This is a genomic window from Agrobacterium pusense (genome assembly GCF_013285525.1).
GTDB lineage: Bacteria > Pseudomonadota > Alphaproteobacteria > Rhizobiales > Rhizobiaceae > Agrobacterium > Agrobacterium pusense.
Genome location: NZ_CP053857.1, coordinates 1,826,362 through 1,844,818 on the forward strand (window position 1 = coordinate 1,826,362; position 18,457 = coordinate 1,844,818).

An 18,457-nucleotide genomic window follows, 5' to 3' on the forward strand; every position below is an offset into this window, starting at 1 on the left:
GTCTTTCTTGTCGTATGGGTGCCACGGATACACCCGAAGAGAGAGTTACCGCATGACCGTGCAATTTCCGAGTATCGCGCAGACACTTGCCGAGGAGATCGGAACATTACGCAAATGGCTGGATGAGGACGCCCTGCCATTATGGTGGGAGGCGGGGTCAGCCCAGCCGGATGGCGGCTTTTACGAGCGTCTCGGTCAGGATGCGAAACCGGTTTTTTCCGATGACCGCCGCGCCCGCGTCCAGCCGCGCCAGGCTTATTGTTATGCCGCCGCCGGCCAGCATGGCTGGCACGGACCCTGGAAAGACGCCGTGTTGCACGGGCTTTCCTGGTTCGAGAAGGTCTATCGCCTTGAAAACGGTCTTTACGGCAATCTGGCCGACCAGACCGGAAAACTGATCGACCCCTCCTTCGATCTCTACAACCAGGCTTTTGCGCTTTTCGCCGCAGCGCAGACAGCTGCGATCCTTCCCGAGCGGAGGAATGAGATGCGCAGCCGCGCGCTCGAAATCCTTGCCATTCTCGAGCGCGACTACAGACACCCCATCGCTGGCTTCGAGGAGGCGAACCCGCCGCGCGCACCGCTTTGCTCCAATCCGCATATGCATCTTTTCGAAGCGATGCTGGCCTGGGAAGAACAGGATCGTGACGGCCCGTGGTCGGCGCTGGCGGACGAGATTGCCGGCCTCGCACTTTCTCGCTTCATCGATGGCGGCAATGGCGGCCTGCGCGAATTCTTCGACCATGACTGGACACCTTACGAGGGGGAGAAGGGCCGGATCATGGAGCCGGGCCACCAGTTCGAATGGGCCTGGCTTCTGGTGCGCTGGGGCAGCCTGCGTGGAAACGAAGAAGCGATCAGGAAGGCAAAGCGCCTGTTCGAGATCGGGGAACAGCACGGTATCTGCCCGCGCCGCAAGGTTGCGGTGATGAGCCTTTACGACGATTTTTCGATGCGTGACGGGCTTGCGCGACTATGGCCGCAGACGGAATGGCTGAAGGCGGCGGTGCGGCTTGCCAGTGTGACTGATGGTGAGGAGCGGCAGCGTTACCTTGCCTGTGGTCTGAGCGCCATCGGCGCGCTGCAGCCTTTCCTCGACACGCCGGTCAAGGGCCTGTGGTTCGACAAATGGCCGGCGGACCGGCCGATGCTCGACGAACCGGCGCCGGCAAGCACGTTTTATCACATCGTCTGCGCCATCTATGAGGCCGAGGCGGTGCTGAACGAAATTAAATCGCCAATATAGAGAAAATGACTGGAAGCGGATGATTTTATTTCGGGTTTACAGTGTCTTATGTCTGTTGTTCGGCTTCGTCCATGCTCGATAAGCGGCTTGCATGCGCAGCCTCAATGCGAGCAGGTACAGGCGCTCCGGGTGATGTGTCGATGGTTGACACTCTTCATTGCTGGTACTATTTCCATCGCGAGAAAGAGGCGTTGACGTACATTATTGCGCTTTCGAAATTTCGATGAGGCGATATTGGGCGGCGACACAAGGTGCTGCATCGACTGTTATAGTCGAAATCAATCGTGAATGGTTTCGCTGCTGCGTAAGATGATGAAGTCGTCGTCAACTTATCAAGTCGGGTACTTTCGGTTTAAATAAGGAAATCTCCGTGATCATATCTTTTCTCTCGCCGAACGACAATAAACTGTTGCATCGGCTTTTCAGGGAAAATTTTAAGAAACATGCCAGATGGTACATCGTTTCAATCGCTGCCATGCTTGTTGTCGCTCTTACGACGTCGCTTAGCGCGTGGATCATGCGCGATATTGTTAATAGCGTATATCTAAAACGCGGTTTCGACGTTGTTTTGGAAATCGCATTCGCTGTTGCCGCGATTTTCATTATTAAAGGCTTGGCAACGTTTGTACAAAGTTATTATCTCAGTAAAGCTGGCAATAGCATTGTCTCTGAGCAACAGCGCAAGATTTACGATCGACTTTTGAAGCAAGGAGTGTCCTTTTTTCAGAATATGCCGTCGTCAGAGTTGCTTGTCCGCGTAACCTATAATGCGCAAGCTGCTCGAAACGTAATCGACACAATTGTTACATCTTTCGTACGCGATCTTTTTTCTCTTCTTGGTTTGATTGTCGTGATGTTTGCTCAGAATTTTCTTCTGAGCGCGATATCGATGATCGTTGGGCCGGCGGCTATCTTTGGCGTGCGAATGGTCCTGAAGCGTGTTCGCAAGATCATGGAAGCTGAATTGGCATCGATCGGCGAGATTATTAACGTCGTTCAGGAGACGAGCGTAGGCGTTCGCGTCATCAAGGCGTTTTCTCTTGAGAAGTTGATGCAAAAGCGCATGAACAAAGCCGTCTCGGATGTAGAGCAACGGTCAAACGGCATCGCGAAGCTTGAAGCTGCGACAAGCCCGATAATGGAGACACTATCCGGTATTGCGATTGCCGTTGTGATTGCAGTGTCAGGCTATACCGTGCTTGAAAAGGGAGGGTCGCCTGGCGACCTGATGTCTTTCATCACAGCCCTTCTATTGGCCTATGAGCCTGCGAAACGCCTCGCCCGCATGCGTGTTACGATCGAAGGTGGAATGATCGGCGTTCGCATGATGTTTGAAGTTTTGGATGCTCCGCTCACGCTGACCGAGAAGAAAGACCCTGTGGCTCTTCCCAAAACAAGCGGCGATGTCGAGCTGAAGAATGTAAGTTTCGAATATATTTCAGGCCAGCCTGTTTTGAGCGACGTTGACGTTGTCTTCGAGGGAGGCAAGATGACTGCGTTGGTCGGCCCTTCCGGCAGCGGCAAATCTACCATCATTAATCTTATCATGCGTCTTTACGATCCGCAGACCGGCGCCATCGTCGTGAACGGAGTAGATTTGCGCGACGTTTCCTTCGCGAGCCTGCGTGAACATATGTCCTATGTCGGGCAGGAGACTTTCCTATTCTCAGGAACAATTCGACACAATATTTCGGTCGGCCGTGATGATGCGAGTGAAGAAGAGATTATTGCCGCTGCCAAGGCCGCAAATGCTCATGATTTTATCATGAGCATGCCCGGAGGATATGACACGGTTCTCGGCGAGAACGGTTCCGGATTGTCCGGCGGCCAGAGGCAGCGTGTGGCCATAGCGCGTGCGATGCTCCGTGATGCTGACATCCTGATACTTGATGAGGCGACGAGCGCGCTGGATTCGGAATCTGAGGCTCTGGTGCGCGACGCGCTTGAGCGCCTGACCCAAAACAAGACATCCATCGTTATTGCTCACAGACTGTCCACGATCAATCGTGCGGACAAGATCGTCGTCATGGACAAGGGCCAGATTGTCGAACAGGGTAGTCGGCGTGAACTGCTTGCCAATGAGGGACTGTATAAACGCCTCCACAGCATCCAGTTTGAAACCGATGTCGCCTAGCCATTAGTCAGCAAAGCTAACTGGAAAAATGCGCGAGAGTCTGCTCTCGTGCCTTTCCCGGTTGGTTTGCCGCATTCGGGTTGCATGGTAGCCGGCCGATTTTGATAACGTCGTTGGTTTGCGAGAATTGTGAGTAACGCAGTATGGCTGATGTGTTTTTTGATCTTTCAGAGTTGTTTTTGAACTCAAAGATTAAATTTAAATATTATGGCATTGCGCGAACTGTTATGGAGGTCGCGTACGAATTAAGTCTCATTGATAAAAATATTCGCTATGTGATCTATTCTCCTCTTCATCGCCGGTTTTTTGAGGTGTTTCCTCGTGTTGGAGAGCAATCGTCCACGGGCGTGCTTGATCCCAATATTCCCGATTCCGCAACGCCTTTGCGCTTACGTCAAAATAATTATAACAAGAACAATTTCCTGAAAGGCTGGGCTTACAAGCTTGCGCACAAGTGGGCTGATTTTATTAACGCCAAACGATGGGCGACCATTGGAGCCGGCGCGGTAAAAGAGATTGATCTTCAGGGGCAGATATTGGTTGCTCTCGGTAGACCCAAGATCATCTCCGATTATCTTTTAGCGCTTCAAAATGAGAGAGTTCAGCTGAAATTTGTGCCGCTTCTTCATGATATGATTCCTTTGCACAATTTCAGCCACCGCAACCAGTTTTCATTTCCGAAGAATTTTCTTCATGACAACCGTGTTGTGATGAGTGCTGCTTCACTCATATTGACGAATTCTGAATTCACGGCGTCGGAAGTTCGGCACTTTTCGCAAAGAGGTACCTTGCCACCGGCTGAAAAAGTTATCGCAGTTCCGCTCTGCCATGAACTGCGATCAACCTCCGAGCCTGTCGAGAAGACTACATCTCTGTCCCGGTATCTATTGTGCGTCGGTGCGTATAACGGACGGAAGAACCTTGAATGCGTGGTGGAGGCCATGCTGAATCTGCATGAAAGCGGATTGAATGGCCCGGATTTGATTCTGGCCGGCGCGCGTCGTAAACGCGTGGAAAAATTTATCAAAGAGGAACGCTTTGCCCCCTTGCAGGGAAAAATTCACTTTATCTTCGATCCAAATCAAGCGGAGCTGGAGCGTCTTTATCGAAACGCTTTTGCATTAGTTTTACCCAGCAGAATGGAAGGTTGGGGATTGCCAGTCAGTGAAGCACTTTGGTGTGGTGTTCCGGCAATGGCGGCCGATGTACCAGCATTGCGTGAAGCGGGCGGTGACCTGGGCTTGTATTTCGATCCGGATCGGCCCACCGAATTGGCCGAGATAATCAAGGACCTATGGACGGACCCTGAAAAATACCACGCTTTGACCGCGAAGATCGCTCAGCAGAAACCTAACATGCGGAAATGGCGTGATGTCGCAATTGAAATACTTCAGGCGGCCCGTACCGTATGAGATGTTCGAATGTTTTTAGTGGGTGAAGAATAGCGCCACACCAACGGGTGTGTCGGAAGCTGTTTTGATATAGTTATTTTCGCTAATGTCGACAAACTCCCTCTTCGCTCGCTCGCGTGGCTGTCGTCGAGTCACTGCGACGCTTAGCAAAGAGGAAGACCCGCCGGAGGGATGCCGAAACGCGCCGGCCGGAAGGGCCTTCTTACTTCAGGCTGGGGACAGAAGGCCTCTGCAAATCCTGGGTCAATCTAACTACAAGGCGAGTAGATCTGGCCAGATCGTTTTGGCAAGTCGAGCTCCTGCCGTTCTGGGGTTTTCCTTCATATGATAAATAGGTGTCTCGAGGTCTCTGGCTATGCCCAAGGCTTTTTCATCGTTTACACCGGCCGTTATTGTGGTAATGCCCAAGGCGTCAGCTATCAGAATGCCGTGGGTTCGATTTGAAATGAAGATGTCATTGGCACGGTAGGCGTCAATCAAGCTGTCCAGCGATGTACCCCCATCGACAATATCGATGTTACCCCCAAACTTGCTGAATAGATACTCAGCAATCATCGCCTCATTCGAGGCTGGGTGCGATAGATGTCGACACTGGACGACATAGTTTAAAGTCAGTGCTTCCGGAGCAAAATGATTTACGGTTGCGAGAAACTCATAGTACCACTCTAAGCTGTATTCCCCAAAATTGTGGAAGTTAAATCCTATTCTACGGATGTCCGATACGGGAGCGTTTTTGCTGTATTTGTCCAAAATGAAGGTTGCGAGCTTATCGTTTTCGATGCCTGGCGTAATTCCAAGCTCACGACAGAGTTTTTGGGACTGAGAGTCTCTAACCGTTAATAGATCTAGATGTTTCGTAAATTCGATGAATTGCTCGGAATTCTTGAGAGCAACATCGCTGTCCACATGAACACATCTCGCCTCAATAGATCCAAACGTCATTTTTATGCGAGTCGCAATTTTTATCAGACAGTCGAGTTGCTCCACTGACCATATGAAGCTGCCGCCACATATTATGACTTTGAAGTTGGCATAGTGCTGCTCCACTGCCTGTTGGAAAGAAACAAACTCCGCTCCATCAAGGAAAGGCATTGGAGAAAAACCAATCTGCATAACAGGTTGATAAATCTTTGAAAAAGCCAATGCTAAATAATCATCCCCTCGGTTTCCAACTCCGAACGCCCCTATAAACGCAATTTTTTGATTTTCCATATTCTATTTCAGTCCATGTTATTTTTCGTCCTATATCGAGCGAAAAAATGAGGGGTACCACCTCTTAAATATCCCCCCTGATTAATTGCCTTTCTGGCGTTCGCGGGAGAAATTTGGTTGTGTCAGAAGTTTGAATATCTCCTAGGTCCTGTTGACGAAGTTCTCGATCATCGGGACGTTCCATCCGTTATGGGTTTGGAGGGATACGTTGCCAACGCCTCTGGAAGTTTTCGATAAGTATCGATCTGCGCTTTTGACAAAGCCGTTGTCGGCGGTTTGGCGTGGCCATGGCTCGGCAATTTTCTTGGAGTTTGGCCGCTTATCACCCCAAGTGAGACGCGACGGTACTCCCGGAAATTCACAGGGCGACTTCACAGTCATGATCGAGTGGAGTTGGCGGATTGAGAATGAAAACTCGATTGTGTGCGGAAGTTGGAGCGACGAAGACGGTTGGGAAGAGACTTTTCGGTCGCTTATCGGTCGTGACGTTCGAAATGTATCGTTATTCGGACGACTTCCAGAGCTCTCGATTGAATTTGCAGGCGGGCTTTATATAGCTTCGTTTATGACCGCAGACGGCCAGCCTGGCTGGACCATATTTGACCGTTGCCCTGAGCATCAGAAATCCGCCTGGATTGAGGTTCGCGATGGCGAGATTTGGGAGACTTTGGACGCGAAAAGCTCATCAGCTGCAATTGACCCCGATTCCAAAATCGCTTGAAGCGTGATTCAACACTACCTTTTAGGAGGCGGTTTTGGAACGAGGCGATTTGAGTGATGCAGAATGGCGGATAGTTGAACCGCTGCTGCCGAGAGAGCGGGGCCGCAAGTCTCGCCTATCGCATGACAACCGCCGCTTTTTGAACGGGATGCTTCACGTCCTGCGCGTTGGCTGTCCATGGCGCGATATGCATGAGCGATACGGTAAATGGAATTCGATTTATGTTCGTTTCCGCCGATGGGCTGAACAAGGCATATGGGACGCTCTGTTAGAGACGCTGGTCGAGTTGGGGCTGACCGTGTAGTGGCCCCATAAATATCTGGACGCGATCTCCCACTTGTTAAGTGTGAGGAGTAATGTGCCCATTATGACTAGTCACATCCCTAAGATAGAAGTGTTGTCGGGCCCAGAGCGCCGCCGTCGCTGGTCGACAGCGGAGAAGCTGGCGATAGTCCAGGAGACCTATGAGCCTGACGTCACGGTCAGCATCGTTGCTCGACGGCATGGCATTCAGCCGAACCAGTTGTTCGCCTGGCGTAAATTGGCGGCGCAAGGTGCGCTGACGGCGACGGCATCGCAGGAAGAGGTCGTGCCGGCATCCGAATACAGAGCGCTTCAGAACCAGGTGAAAGAGCTGCAGCGCCTACTCGGCAAAAAGACGATGGAAGGCGAAATCCTCAAAGAAGCGCTTGAAATAGCATCAGGGTCAAAAAAACACCTGTTGCGCTCGCTCTCGTTGCCGAAGGACGGTTCACGATGACGGCGGTGTGCGAGACCCTTGGTATCGCCCGATCCAACATTGCGGAACGTGTGAAGCAACGTCCTTCCAGAGCCCGAGGGCGGCCGCCGCTGGCTGATCAGGAATTGATGGATGAGATCAAGACGATCATCGATGACATGCCGACCTACGGATATCGCCGGGTCCATGCGATCCTGCGCCGTAAAGCCCGCAGCGAAAACCGTCCATGGCCAAATGCCAAACGCGTCTACCGGGTGATGAAGGTTCACGGCATGCTTCTTCAGCGCCATACGGGTGCAATCGACACCCGTCGCCACGATGGCCGCGTCGCCGTCGAGCAATCCAATCTGCGTTGGTGTTCAGACGGGTTTGAAATCGGCTGTGACAACAAGGAGAAGGTCCGCGTTGCCTTCGCTCTCGATTGCTGTGATCGCGAGGCAATTGCCCATGTCGCGACCACCGAGGGCATCAAAAGCGAGGACGTCCAGGACCTTGTCATCACGGCTGTTGAGAACCGCTTTGGTCTCATCAATACCCTTCCAAAGCCAATCGAATGGCTGACGGACAACGGCTCCTGCTTCATCGCAAAGGACACCAGGTCGCTACTTATCGACATCGGCATGGAGCCGTGTTCGACGCCCGTCCGAAGCCCCCAATCCAACGGAATGGCCGAAGCCTTCGTCAAAACCTTCAAGCGCGATTACGTCTCGGTGAATCCCTTGCCGGACGCCATAACCGTTATCGCGCAACTCCCCTCATGGTTCGAACACTACAACACCCTTCACCCGCACAAGGCATTGGGGTATTGCTCGCCTCGTGAGTTCTTAAACCGTCAAACAGAAACCTGATCCTGTCCGGTTTTTAAGGGGCAACTCCAGACCGACGACTGGCAGCATATGATCGACAGTACAACGGTTCGCGGCCATTCGCAGGCAGCGGGCGCTAAAGGGGGACTTATAAGGAGGCTTTTGGTCGATCACGCGGTGGCTTTACGACGAAAATCCACGCCCGTGCAGACGGTCAAGGACGCCCTCTCGGCTTCATCCTGACCGGCGGAGAGGCTTCTGATTACAGTGCCGTTCCTGATTTACTGGCAATACCGGTCGGTAAACCGAGGTTGTTTCTTGCCGACAAAGGATATGACGGCAATTTCCTGCGCGAGGAATTGCTGACCCATGGGATCAGGCCGGTCATTCCGCCGAAGGCCAACCGGACGAACCCGCCTGCCTGCGACTTCCGAGCCTACAAGAATCGAAACCATATCGAACGGATGTTCAACCGTCTCAAGCAGTTCCGCCGCGTGGCGACCCGATACGACAAAACCCGCAAATCCTTCTCAGCATTCCTCGCTCTGGCCGCCGCGAAGATATGGTTGCCATACTTTGTCAACAGGACCTAGATTTTAAGCCTCTTGTCTCACAGAACCGAAAAAGGAGGCTTTGATATTGGGGGCGATGAGATTGCAACCCGGTGTGGTTGCAGTGGGAGCTTGGACGCAAAGATCTCCGCGTCATCAGTTTAGGGCGTTGTCAACTTCCAATGTGGGCCCATTGTGGGTCCATTGTGGACAGGTTGTTCTAACATTTGAAGCGTGGCTCCTTGTTCTATAAAGAGGAGCGAATTGAGATTTCCGAAAGGTATAGTAATGACAGCAATGGTTCGAAAGATCACGCCGGTTCTTCTGGCCGGTGGTGCTGGCTCCCGACTTTGGCCCGTCTCGCGCGATCAGTTGCCCAAGCAGTTTCAGCCGCTGGTCGGCAATCTTTCGACCTATCAGCAGACCCTGCAGCGGGTGGGTGACGAAACGCTTTATTCCGAGCCACTTGTCATCACCAACGAGGATTTCCGTTTTTTTGCCCGCCGTCAGGCGGAGGAGATCGATCTGCCGGCCACCGTGGTGCTTGAGCCCGCCCGCCGCGACAGCGCCGCCGCCATGGCCGCCGCCGCCGTGCTGGCCGAGCGCCGCGAACCCGGATGCCTGGTTCTGGCGCTTGCTGCCGACCATGTGGTGCTCGATGCCGACAAGTTTTCCGATGCCGTGAAACTCGGCGCCAAAGCTGCCGATCAGGGCAATATCGTCGTCTTCGGCCTGGTGCCGACGGAGCCGCGCACCTCCTATGGTTACATCAAGCCGGGCGAGGCGATCGATGGTGAAAAGGATCTGAGCAAGGTCGAGGCCTTCGTGGAGAAGCCTGACATGAAGACGGCGATCTCCTATCTCGAAAAAGGCTATCTCTGGAATTCCGGAAACTTCCTGTTCCGCTCCGACGTGATGATTGCCGAACTGGAGGCCTTTGCGCCGGAAATTCTGGCCGCGGTAACGCAGTCCGTCGAGCAATATGAAAGCGACCTCGGTTTCGTGCGTCTGCATCAGGAAAGCTTCGAAGCCTCGCCCAAGAATTCCATCGACTATGCCGTGATTGAGAAGACCAGGCGCATGGCTGTCGTGCACGGCCATTTCCGCTGGTCGGATATCGGCAGCTGGGACGCGATCTGGGAGATCGCCGACAAACACAGCAATGACAATGCGCTGGAAGGCAACGGCGTCTTCATCGATTCCGAAGGCTGCCTCATCCATTCGACGCAGTTGCTGACGACGGTGGTGGGCGCGAAGGACATGGTGGTGGTGGCCACCAAGGATGCGGTTCTGGTGGTGCCGAAGAACCGGGTGCAGGACGTGAAGGGTCTGGTGGAGACGCTGAAGGACAGCGAACATGCGCCACAGACGCAGACCCACAAGCGCGTTTACCGGCCTTGGGGTTACATCGAGCACATGTATGTGGACGAGCGTTATCGGGTCGGTCACATTACCGTCGATCCGGGCCACCGCATCTCGTTCCAGAAGCACTACCACCGCTCGGAACACTGGATCATCGTCAAGGGAACGGCCACCGTGACGATTGGTGACGAGACCCGGCTGCTGACGGAAAACCAGTCGGTCTATATCCCGATCGGCCAGCCGCACCGTCTTGCCAATGAGGGGCAGATCCCGCTCGAACTGGTCGAAATCCAGACCGGAGCCTATATCGGCGAGGATGATCTCGTCCGCATCGAGGATGACTACAAGAGAAGTTGACCTTGAACCTTCAGGCCGCAGCTCTTCGGTCGCCTCCAGCGCATCTAGCTCGCGACGGCGTCGATTCCGGTCGCGAAGGCAGCTATGTGCTTAGACAAGACTGCGACAACAAACTTATCGCTTGACGTCCTGCCGATGACTGGGCATTCCCGTAACCTATTCGGGCTCCTCGGAGCTTGGCATGGGGAGCCAAGTTTTTTACTCAATGTACGATTGTCTTAGTCACATAAACGAAAATGCCTTGGGGCGGGCCAGTATTTCCAGGCTTTGTCGGGCTGTGGAAATTATTCGGCAATGATTTTATAGCCTATCGATACTGTTACAAGTTGTGATAGACGTCACCGGATCGAGAGAGCGAGCAGAGGTTAATGACGAATAGAAAACGCATATTCCTGGTCGATCACATGTGTGTTCTTCCCTTCGGCCATAACCTTAATGCGCTGGTGCTTTTCAAGGCAGCCATGGAGCCCTTTTATGATGAGGCTATATGTCTGGCAACACAACACCTTCCTGATTACGCGGAACAATCTTCGCTCGTTGAAAGAGTATTGTATTTCCCTTATTCGGGGATCACGCAAAAACCTCCAGTAAAAAAGCCGGCAGGTGGCGGCTCCTCGAGTAAAGCAAAGACGCGTGGTGGCTCCAGCCTGGGAATGCGGGTTCGATTCCTGCTAAATGCGGTCTCTGAGAGATATCTCGGCTTTGAATATACAAAAAGGCGGACGCTGAAGGACTGGCGGTCGATCTTTCGCAAATATAAAATAACAAAGGACGACGTTATTTTTTTCCCGAGTGCCGAGCACTACGGGGTCGTTTCGCTTTTGGAGTATATGAAGGAGTTTCGCGACGACGAGCGACCCGGCATAGGCATCCGGTTAATCGGCGTTACGGAGGGTACGACGTATAGCGGCGGACTCGGGCGTGCGACATTCTTTGATGCTATTCGCAGGGCTCAGGCTGATGGTATGTCCATTTCGCTCTCTGCCGAGACTATTACTTATGCTGAATTTACCTCAAAGATTCTGGGCAGTCACGTCGAATATCTTCCTTACCCCTTTGCGTTGCCGCTGCAGCCCATAAAATGGGGCGCGGTTAAAAATATATCCTCCCCCGGCCAGGGAAGGGCGGATAAGGGCTTTTTGAGGTTGTATTCTATAATAAGAGGCATCATAAAGCTGCAGGGCGAAGGTAAATATACATTCGAAGTTCAGAATATGCGCGATAGCGATAAGTATTTTCGGGCAAGATATTCGGATATGCTTCGGTCTGTGGATGTGCTTGATTTGCACCCTGCGAGAATGGCGCAGGTGGAAATCGATGAAATGTATTCGAGAGCCGATATAATTATCATGCCTTATGATTCCGATACCTATGCTCTGCGTGGTTCTGCTGTTTATCAGGAGGGAATGGCGATCGGTCGCCTATTTGTGTGCAGCGCCGGTCTGGGAATGTCTGATCTCGTAAAACGCTACGGTAACGGATTTCTGGCTGACAGCGATCGAGAGTTCTCGGAGAAAGTGGTTCAGTTGGCCCAGCTCGACGAGGATACGGTTCGCACAATGGTTGCCGATGCGCGTTCCCTGTACGAAAAGGACTTCGACGCAGGGCTGAACGCTACTATTCGTGGGCTGGCAAGATGAAGAAAAATATAGCTTTTATAGATCATCCATTCCACCGTAAAACACGCTCAAGCGATTTTTTTGTCGATATTCTTCGGAAAGACTTCGAAGTCGATCTTTATTATGCGGAAACGGATAGCCGCGATCTGATCAAATCGATTGCTGACAAGGCATATGACTTAGTGGTCTGCTGGCAGACCGAATTTTGCGCACCTTATTTTTTGATGAGAGGGATACGCGTCGTATGTCTTCCAATGTATGACGGGGTGGCGAACGCTCCCGATATATATTGGATAGGGATGAAGCAGGCTCGGTTTATCAGCTTTTCCAAGGCGCTACATCTTAGGCTTACGTCGCTTGGGATCGAGAGTTTTTACTTCCAGTATTATAATGTGAAACACGTTCCTGTGCCGCAGGCTAAATTTGAGGAAGGGCTCCGCTTGTTCTTCTGGCAGAGACGGCCGGAACAGGGCCTGACCTATGCTTTTGCGCAAGAGCTTTCCTCGCGACTGCAGTCGCGCGAAAAAGCGTTGGCGGACCTTGATTCAACGCTGCATGTTCACAATGCGCCGGATACGGAGCAGGCGGATGATTGGGAGCCAGTCGGTTGCGATAGCGTTTCCTACTTCACCGACGACGCCCAGAGTTACAAGGAAGCGCTGGCCCGCTCCAACGTCTATATCTGCCCTCGTTTCAGCGAGGGGATTGGTCTGTCAATGATCGAAGCTCTGGCGCGGGGAATGCTCGTGGTCGCGCATAATGAGCCAACGGCGAACGAATATATCATAGATGGTGTGAACGGCGTTCTCCTGAACTATGACGATATTATTCGGAAAAATGCAGCCGGTAAGGCGCTAATTGAGGTGAATGCCGCAAAAGTCGCGCACAATGCGAGAGAGAACTACCTGAAAGGCGTAGAGCGCTGGAACTCCAGCGTGAATGACATTCGGTTTCTCGTCAAAAGTACGCCAAGGCCCGATTTGAGGGAGAAAGAAACCGCTCTCGCCGACAAATACCTGTATGCGGTGAAATTTGCCTCGAGAAGGTTCTCCAAGTTCATCAGGCAGCTAAAGAAATTGCGCCGGAGAGGGATGACGGGAGCGGAGGCGTCAACGCTTTCTTTCGGGGATCTCGCCAAGGAATCTTTGCGTCGGGGAATGCTGACGGGGGTTCTCGTTCGACTTGCTGAGCGAAAAAAACGACGTAGAAGGCGGCGGGGCAGGTAAAGCCGAATCGCTTGACTTTTGGTGGTTTTAATAACAAGGACACTCAGGAATCGATGCTGGGTGTAGTCAAACAAGCATAAAGCAGAGGTAGATATGGCAAGTGCAATGAAGACAGCTCTGGTTTGCGGAGCGGGTGGCTTTATAGGGAGCCACCTGGTGAAGCGGCTGAAGCGTGAGGGATTTTGGGTCAGAGGCGTGGATCTGAAATTCCCGGACTTTACCGAAACCGAGGCCGACGATTTTGTAGTTGGGGATCTTCGGAACCAAGACCTCTGCGGTTCAATTGTTGATAGGCGTTTCGATGAAGTTTATCAGCTCGCTGCCGATATGGGTGGCGCAGGTTATATTTTTACCGGCGAACATGATGCCGACATCATGCATAACTCGGCGACAATTAACCTTAACATTGCCGATGTAGCCAGAAAGCGGAACATCAAAAAAATCTTCTATTCGTCGTCTGCCTGTATGTATCCCGCATATAATCAGGAAGACCCGGATAATCCGAATTGTAGCGAAGAATCGGCTTACCCCGCTGCTCCCGATTCGGAGTATGGCTGGGAAAAGCTTTTCTCCGAGCGCTTGTATCTAGCATACAACCGCAACTTCGGCATGGCGAACCGCGTAGCGCGCTACCATAATATTTTCGGCCCTGAGGGCACGTGGCAGGGCGGAAAGGAAAAGGCTCCCGCCGCAGTATGTCGGAAAGTAGCGCTTGCCGCCAATAACGGTGAAATTGAAATCTGGGGTGATGGCAATCAAACCCGCTCGTTCCTTTACATTGACGAGTGTGTTGAAGGTACCGTCAGACTGACCCGCTCTCCCTCGTTTGAAGGCCCGGTCAATATCGGCTCTGACGAAATGGTGACGATCAATCAGCTGGTCGACATCGTTTCTGATATCGCAGGTAAGAAGCTGCACAAAAATCACATTGCAGGTCCGACCGGCGTGCGTGGAAGAAATTCCGACAATCGCCTGATTCAAGAGAAACTCGGATGGCGTCCTACTGCCGGGCTGACCGCTGGTCTTGAGAAGACTTACGCCTGGATCGAGCAGCAGATTCGCAAGAACAGCTAAAGTCGGCGTAGCACCGCTTGATAGCGATTTTGGCCTCCCCCTACAGGGGAGGTCGTTATTGTGAAGTTCGCCAATCGCATTCGATAAGATGAGGTTGAGCTCAATTTCAACGAAATAGTCAGCTTTTCATTGCCAAAATCGGGGGAGGACGTCTTGCGTTTTGATCGAACGGATTCTGGTTTCGAGAGATGTAGTGAAGTCAAAACGGGCGGGATTGTCGACTGTTTCTTTTCTTTTGCTTTTTGGAGTGGAAAATACTGGTCTGCACATCGGCAGCATGAAATTTTCGATCCGGATAAATGGCCGACTGACACGTCGAGTTACGTTAGTGATATAATTTTGTCCTGCTGGGAGGAGGACGAGGGCGGATTAACTCAGATTGAATCCTGGAAAGTGGGGTCGGGAAATGATCCCCGCGTGCTGGTGTTCGATGGAGATTTGATCATCCTCTATCGAGGTTCCCTGAAGACGGAGAGGGAATACTATCTCTATAGTGTTTCTCGAAGTGAGCTGAAGCCTGTTGATATTACCACTCCGTTCTTCAACTATGGAAAGAACTGGGCTCCCTATTGCAATGGGACGCATATAGGCGTCGTCCATGGCTTCGATCCCCTTGTTACCCTGAATATAGATCCCAAAACGGCTCAAGGAAATGTTGCCTATTACAAAGACATTCCGTGGAATGCGAAGGCTAGGCATGATGGATTCGCCGTGCAGCGAGGCGGCTCCAATGCGCTGAAATTTGGAGAGCATACGGTAGGATTCGGCCATTCGACGATAGCGCCATATCAACACTATCCGTTTTTTTGGTCGTTAAATGGGGCCAACGAATTGAGCGTTTCTCAAGATGAGAGCTTTTTGCCGCTTGTTCGAAGAGGATATGGCATTATTGATCCGACTTCCTTGTTTAAGGGACCCGATAACAATCTTTATCTTTCGATTTGCGGCTCTGAAAGGGATTGGTTTTACGCACAAAAATTTATTGAGATAATAGTTCCCGTAAACATTCTCGATAATTCGCATCATGCGCCAACCGCACAAGTTGAGATGCATGGCGGTGGCGAGGTTACAGTCAAGAGGATGTTTGCTTGCGACCTGCAGTCTGCTGTCGAAACCACCATCGTTCCCTATGGTGGTCGGGAAGCGAAACAACAGAAGGGTTATATTTGCGTTGGTCCTTACCTGCCACTTGAGACGGGTACATATGAGGTCAAAATAAGATATAAGAGCACGTCAAGCCCTGATGTCGTGTGCGGGCAGGCAGATTTTTGCCGTTGTATTCCCAATCATGCCGAGCAACTCGTGAGTACCGCGATTATGGGAACGGATGATGTCATATCCGTTGTAAAATATAGCGTGCATGCGGAAATGGCGAATGGGGATGCTTTTGAAACGCGTGTTTTCATTGATTCACCCCCCTCATTTACTCTCTATGACATAGAGATAGTTAAGGTCTGAATTTTAATCACACGCGCTTATGCGGCCTGATCGACGTCCTCAGCTCCACCAGCCGCTCCAGCGTCTCAAGGCTCCGCTCAGGGGAGGCGGCGGAGAGGGCAAGGGTCATGGTTTCCATGGCGATGAAGGTGGGGGCGTGGAGCGCCACGCCTTCGTTTTTGGCGCGGGGCAGGAAGAGGCTGGCGTTGGCGGTTTTTTTCAGCACGCTGTCTTCCTGGCCGAGCAGCATGATGATCGGGATGTCGAGGCGGCTCGCCTTGGCTATGGCGGTCTGGGCTTCGCGGTGGGCGCGGCCGTGCAGGAGCATGATGAGGACGTGGCCGTTTTCAAGCTCGAGCAACTGCTCTGCAAGCGCGATGCCGGTGGCGTTGAACGCATAGGAATGGACGCCCGAGCGCTGGAATAGCCTTGCGGCATAGGTGGCGATGATGCCGAAGGCGCCGATGCCGAGCACGCCGATGCCGCGCGCTTGGGAGAGGAGCGACACCTCGTCCATCGGCTCCACCAGCTATGCCAATGCCGTAGGGGAGCCCTTCACTGTCAGCCTCACGGCTAGCGTGAAGTTCTAACAACGGCGTCGACCGGAAAATAATCGCGAATGAGAGCATGGTGAACGCCCCGCTATTTATTTCCACATGGCCCGCATCCGCGCGCCCACATCGATGCGGATCTGCTGCGCGCTGTGCTGGGAAGCGGCAGCCGACACCAGTGGCCAGGTTGCCGTTTCGAAGAATTGCAGCAATGTCGACGGTATGCGGGTTCTTGCGGCGTAAACATGCTGGTCGCCCTGCTGGTTCTGCCTGCCGGTGAAAAATCGTTGCGGCGTGATCAGCAACAGGCTGTCCAGTCCATCGCCAGTCTTTGGCGGCGGAATTTCGGCAAGGGCAAGCGGTGGTTCGTAAGCGGCAAGCTGAGACCGTTCAGCGCGTGTAATTCCAGGGCATGAGTGCATCGAGATCGCTGCTGGGCCAACCATTGGCTATGCGCTCGAGTGTTTGGGTGAGCCAGGCCTGCGGATCGACATTGTTCATTTTCGCTGTTTGAAGGAGCGTGGCGATTGTTGCCCAAGTCCTTCCACCGCCATCGCTGCCGGCGAAGAGGCTATTCTTTCTGGTAATTGTCTGGGGCCGGATTGCACGCTCGACTATGTTGTTATCGAGCTCGATGCGGCCGTCGGTGAGAAAGCGCTCGAAGATGGAGCGACGCGAGGTGGCATAGCGGATCGCCTCGGCCAGCTTCGACTTGCCAGAGATCCGCGGTAGGGTCTTCTGCCAGAGGGCGAAGATCTCCGTGACAACCGCAGCAGATGTCGCCTGGCGCGCGGCGACACGGGCGTCAGGGCTTTGCCCGCGAGCCGTTTCTTCCACCTGCCAGAGCTTCGCCATCAGTTCCACCGTCTCGGTGGCGATCTTGGAGCTGTCTGAGGCGTGGAGCTCGTAGAACTTGCGCCTGCTATGGGACCAGCAGTAGGCCAGCATCACGCCGTCATTGCCTCCGTCAGATCTGGCAAGCTTGTTATAGGCACCATGTCCGTCAACCTGCAGAATACCGCGATAGCCATTCAGATGCCGGGCGACCCGATCGCCAGCACGGCTATCTTCGAAGCGATAGGCAACCATCGGCGGGCTACTGCCACCGAAGGGTCTGTCATCGCGGGCATAAGCCCAAAGCCAGGCCGTCTTGGCCGATCCGGATCCGGGCGCGAGTGTGGGCAACGTCGTCTCGTCAGCGAAGATACGCTCAGCCTTCTTGATCTCGGCGAGGATGTAGTCGGCCAGGATATCAAGTTCAAAGCCGAGCTTACCCATCCATTGAGCCATCAGCTTCCGGTCAAGCTCGACCTTGTCGCGGGCATAGATTGCCTCCTGCCGATAGAGCGGAAGGCCATCGGCATACTTCGAGACGGCGATTTGGGCGAGAAGCGCTTCCGTCGGAATGCCCGCCTCGATAATGTGCGCGGGTGCGGCGGCCTGAATGACGCCGTCTTCATTTTTGAAGGCATACTTCGGTCGGCGTGTGACGATGACGCGGAACTTCGCCGGCACGACGTCAAGTCGCTCCGAGACGTCTTCCCCGATCAGCACCTTCTGTTTGCCGACGTGTTCGGGCAGTTCATCCGGCTCGATCACCACTTCGACCCGCTCCAGATGAGGAGCAAAGCCCTTGCGCGGTCTCGGCGGACGCTTTTCGGTATGGGCGGCACCCTTGTTGACCTGGGCTCGGATCGCAGCGATGCCGGTCTCGATTTCCTCGAAGACAAAGGCCTGCTGCTCATCATCGATGCCTGCAGAGCCGAGCTTTTCTGATCGCCGGCCAAAGCGGGCACGATCAAAGGCTTTCAGGATCTGGGTCAGTCGTTCGATGCGTTCATCAGCATCGGCGTTTCTGGCTTTCAGGTCTGCGACCTCGCTCTCAAGAGCATCGGTGCGCGCTGCCTTCTCGGCCATGGCAAGGACCATAGCTTTCAGGGTCTCTATATCATCCGGGAGCTGCAGATCGGGCGGCGTCATGACGTCTACTAGAGCATATTTTGCTCCGGT

General features: G+C 53.1%; 13 protein-coding genes and 3 pseudogenes. 12 read left to right on the plus strand and 4 right to left on the minus strand.

Features of this window, described 5'->3' with window-relative positions; all coding sequences use genetic code 11:
• Positions 1-52: 52 nt before the first annotated feature.
• From HQN82_RS21905 to HQN82_RS21915, 3 genes are all read left to right on the plus strand, one after another.
• A complete protein-coding gene (locus tag HQN82_RS21905) occupies positions 53-1,246 on the plus strand; it encodes an AGE family epimerase/isomerase (RefSeq protein WP_173615933.1) in 1,194 nt (397 codons plus the stop codon).
• A 370-nt stretch (positions 1,247-1,616) separates the two neighbouring features.
• The gene (locus tag HQN82_RS21910; RefSeq protein WP_173615934.1) at positions 1,617-3,380 is read left to right on the plus strand and encodes an ABC transporter ATP-binding protein; all 1,764 of its coding nucleotides are present in this window, start codon (positions 1,617-1,619) and stop codon (positions 3,378-3,380) included.
• Between the two features lie 143 nt (positions 3,381-3,523).
• Positions 3,524-4,792, plus strand: a complete 1,269-nt coding sequence (locus tag HQN82_RS21915; protein ID WP_173615935.1) for a glycosyltransferase family 4 protein — start codon at positions 3,524-3,526, stop codon at positions 4,790-4,792.
• Between the two features lie 252 nt (positions 4,793-5,044).
• Here HQN82_RS21915 and HQN82_RS21920 read toward each other — a convergent pair whose 3' ends face one another.
• Complete coding sequence (locus HQN82_RS21920) at positions 5,045-6,004, minus strand: polysaccharide pyruvyl transferase family protein (protein ID WP_173615936.1); 960 nt, start codon at positions 6,002-6,004, stop codon at positions 5,045-5,047.
• A 208-nt stretch (positions 6,005-6,212) separates the two neighbouring features.
• On the opposite strand from HQN82_RS21920, the gene HQN82_RS21925 reads away from it, so the two are divergent.
• The 9 genes and pseudogenes from HQN82_RS21925 (at position 6,213) to HQN82_RS21965 (ending at position 15,917) form a co-directional block, all read left to right on the plus strand.
• A complete protein-coding gene (locus HQN82_RS21925; protein ID WP_234904889.1) occupies positions 6,213-6,725 on the plus strand; it encodes a hypothetical protein in 513 nt (170 codons plus the stop codon).
• Positions 6,726-6,759: 34 nt separating this feature from the next.
• Positions 6,760-7,020, plus strand: a pseudogene (locus HQN82_RS21930) (transposase); the annotation flags it as partial.
• Positions 7,021-7,092: 72 nt separating this feature from the next.
• Positions 7,093-8,312 (plus strand): IS3 family transposase gene (locus HQN82_RS21935; RefSeq protein WP_173615937.1). Its coding sequence is split into 2 segments (ribosomal slippage): positions 7,093-7,432 and positions 7,432-8,312, totalling 1,221 coding nucleotides; the frame shifts between segments, so codons are not numbered across the junction.
• 33 nt (positions 8,313-8,345) lie between these two features.
• Positions 8,346-8,863 (plus strand): annotated as a pseudogene (locus HQN82_RS21940) (IS5 family transposase); the annotation flags it as partial.
• Positions 8,864-9,109: 246 nt separating this feature from the next.
• Entirely contained in the window at positions 9,110-10,540 is a 1,431-nt protein-coding gene (locus tag HQN82_RS21945; protein ID WP_173615938.1) for a mannose-1-phosphate guanylyltransferase/mannose-6-phosphate isomerase, read from the plus strand.
• Positions 10,541-10,908: 368 nt separating this feature from the next.
• Positions 10,909-12,180, plus strand: coding sequence for a glycosyltransferase (locus tag HQN82_RS21950; protein WP_173615939.1), 1,272 nt, complete (start codon positions 10,909-10,911; stop codon positions 12,178-12,180).
• Positions 12,177-13,385, plus strand: a complete 1,209-nt coding sequence (locus HQN82_RS21955; RefSeq protein ID WP_173615940.1) for a glycosyltransferase — start codon at positions 12,177-12,179, stop codon at positions 13,383-13,385. Before HQN82_RS21950 ends, HQN82_RS21955 begins: the two co-directional genes overlap by 4 nt.
• Before the next feature lie 93 nt (positions 13,386-13,478).
• Complete coding sequence (locus HQN82_RS21960) at positions 13,479-14,459, plus strand: NAD-dependent epimerase/dehydratase family protein (RefSeq protein ID WP_234904890.1); 981 nt, start codon at positions 13,479-13,481, stop codon at positions 14,457-14,459.
• A 153-nt stretch (positions 14,460-14,612) separates the two neighbouring features.
• Positions 14,613-15,917 (plus strand): hypothetical protein, encoded by a 1,305-nt coding sequence (locus HQN82_RS21965; RefSeq protein ID WP_173615941.1) that lies wholly within the window; start codon positions 14,613-14,615, stop codon positions 15,915-15,917.
• Positions 15,918-15,924: 7 nt separating this feature from the next.
• Here the strand turns inward: HQN82_RS21965 and HQN82_RS21970 are convergent, their stop codons facing one another.
• The 3 genes and pseudogenes from HQN82_RS21970 to tnpC form a co-directional block, all read right to left on the minus strand.
• Positions 15,925-16,413 (minus strand): MurR/RpiR family transcriptional regulator, encoded by a 489-nt coding sequence (locus HQN82_RS21970; protein ID WP_234904891.1) that lies wholly within the window; start codon positions 16,411-16,413, stop codon positions 15,925-15,927.
• Between the two features lie 129 nt (positions 16,414-16,542).
• Positions 16,543-16,761: pseudogene (locus tag HQN82_RS21975) on the minus strand (ATP-dependent helicase); the annotation flags it as partial.
• Positions 16,762-16,837: 76 nt separating this feature from the next.
• A complete protein-coding gene (gene tnpC / locus HQN82_RS21980; protein ID WP_173615942.1) occupies positions 16,838-18,427 on the minus strand; it encodes an IS66 family transposase in 1,590 nt (529 codons plus the stop codon).
• Positions 18,428-18,457 lie beyond the last annotated feature (30 nt).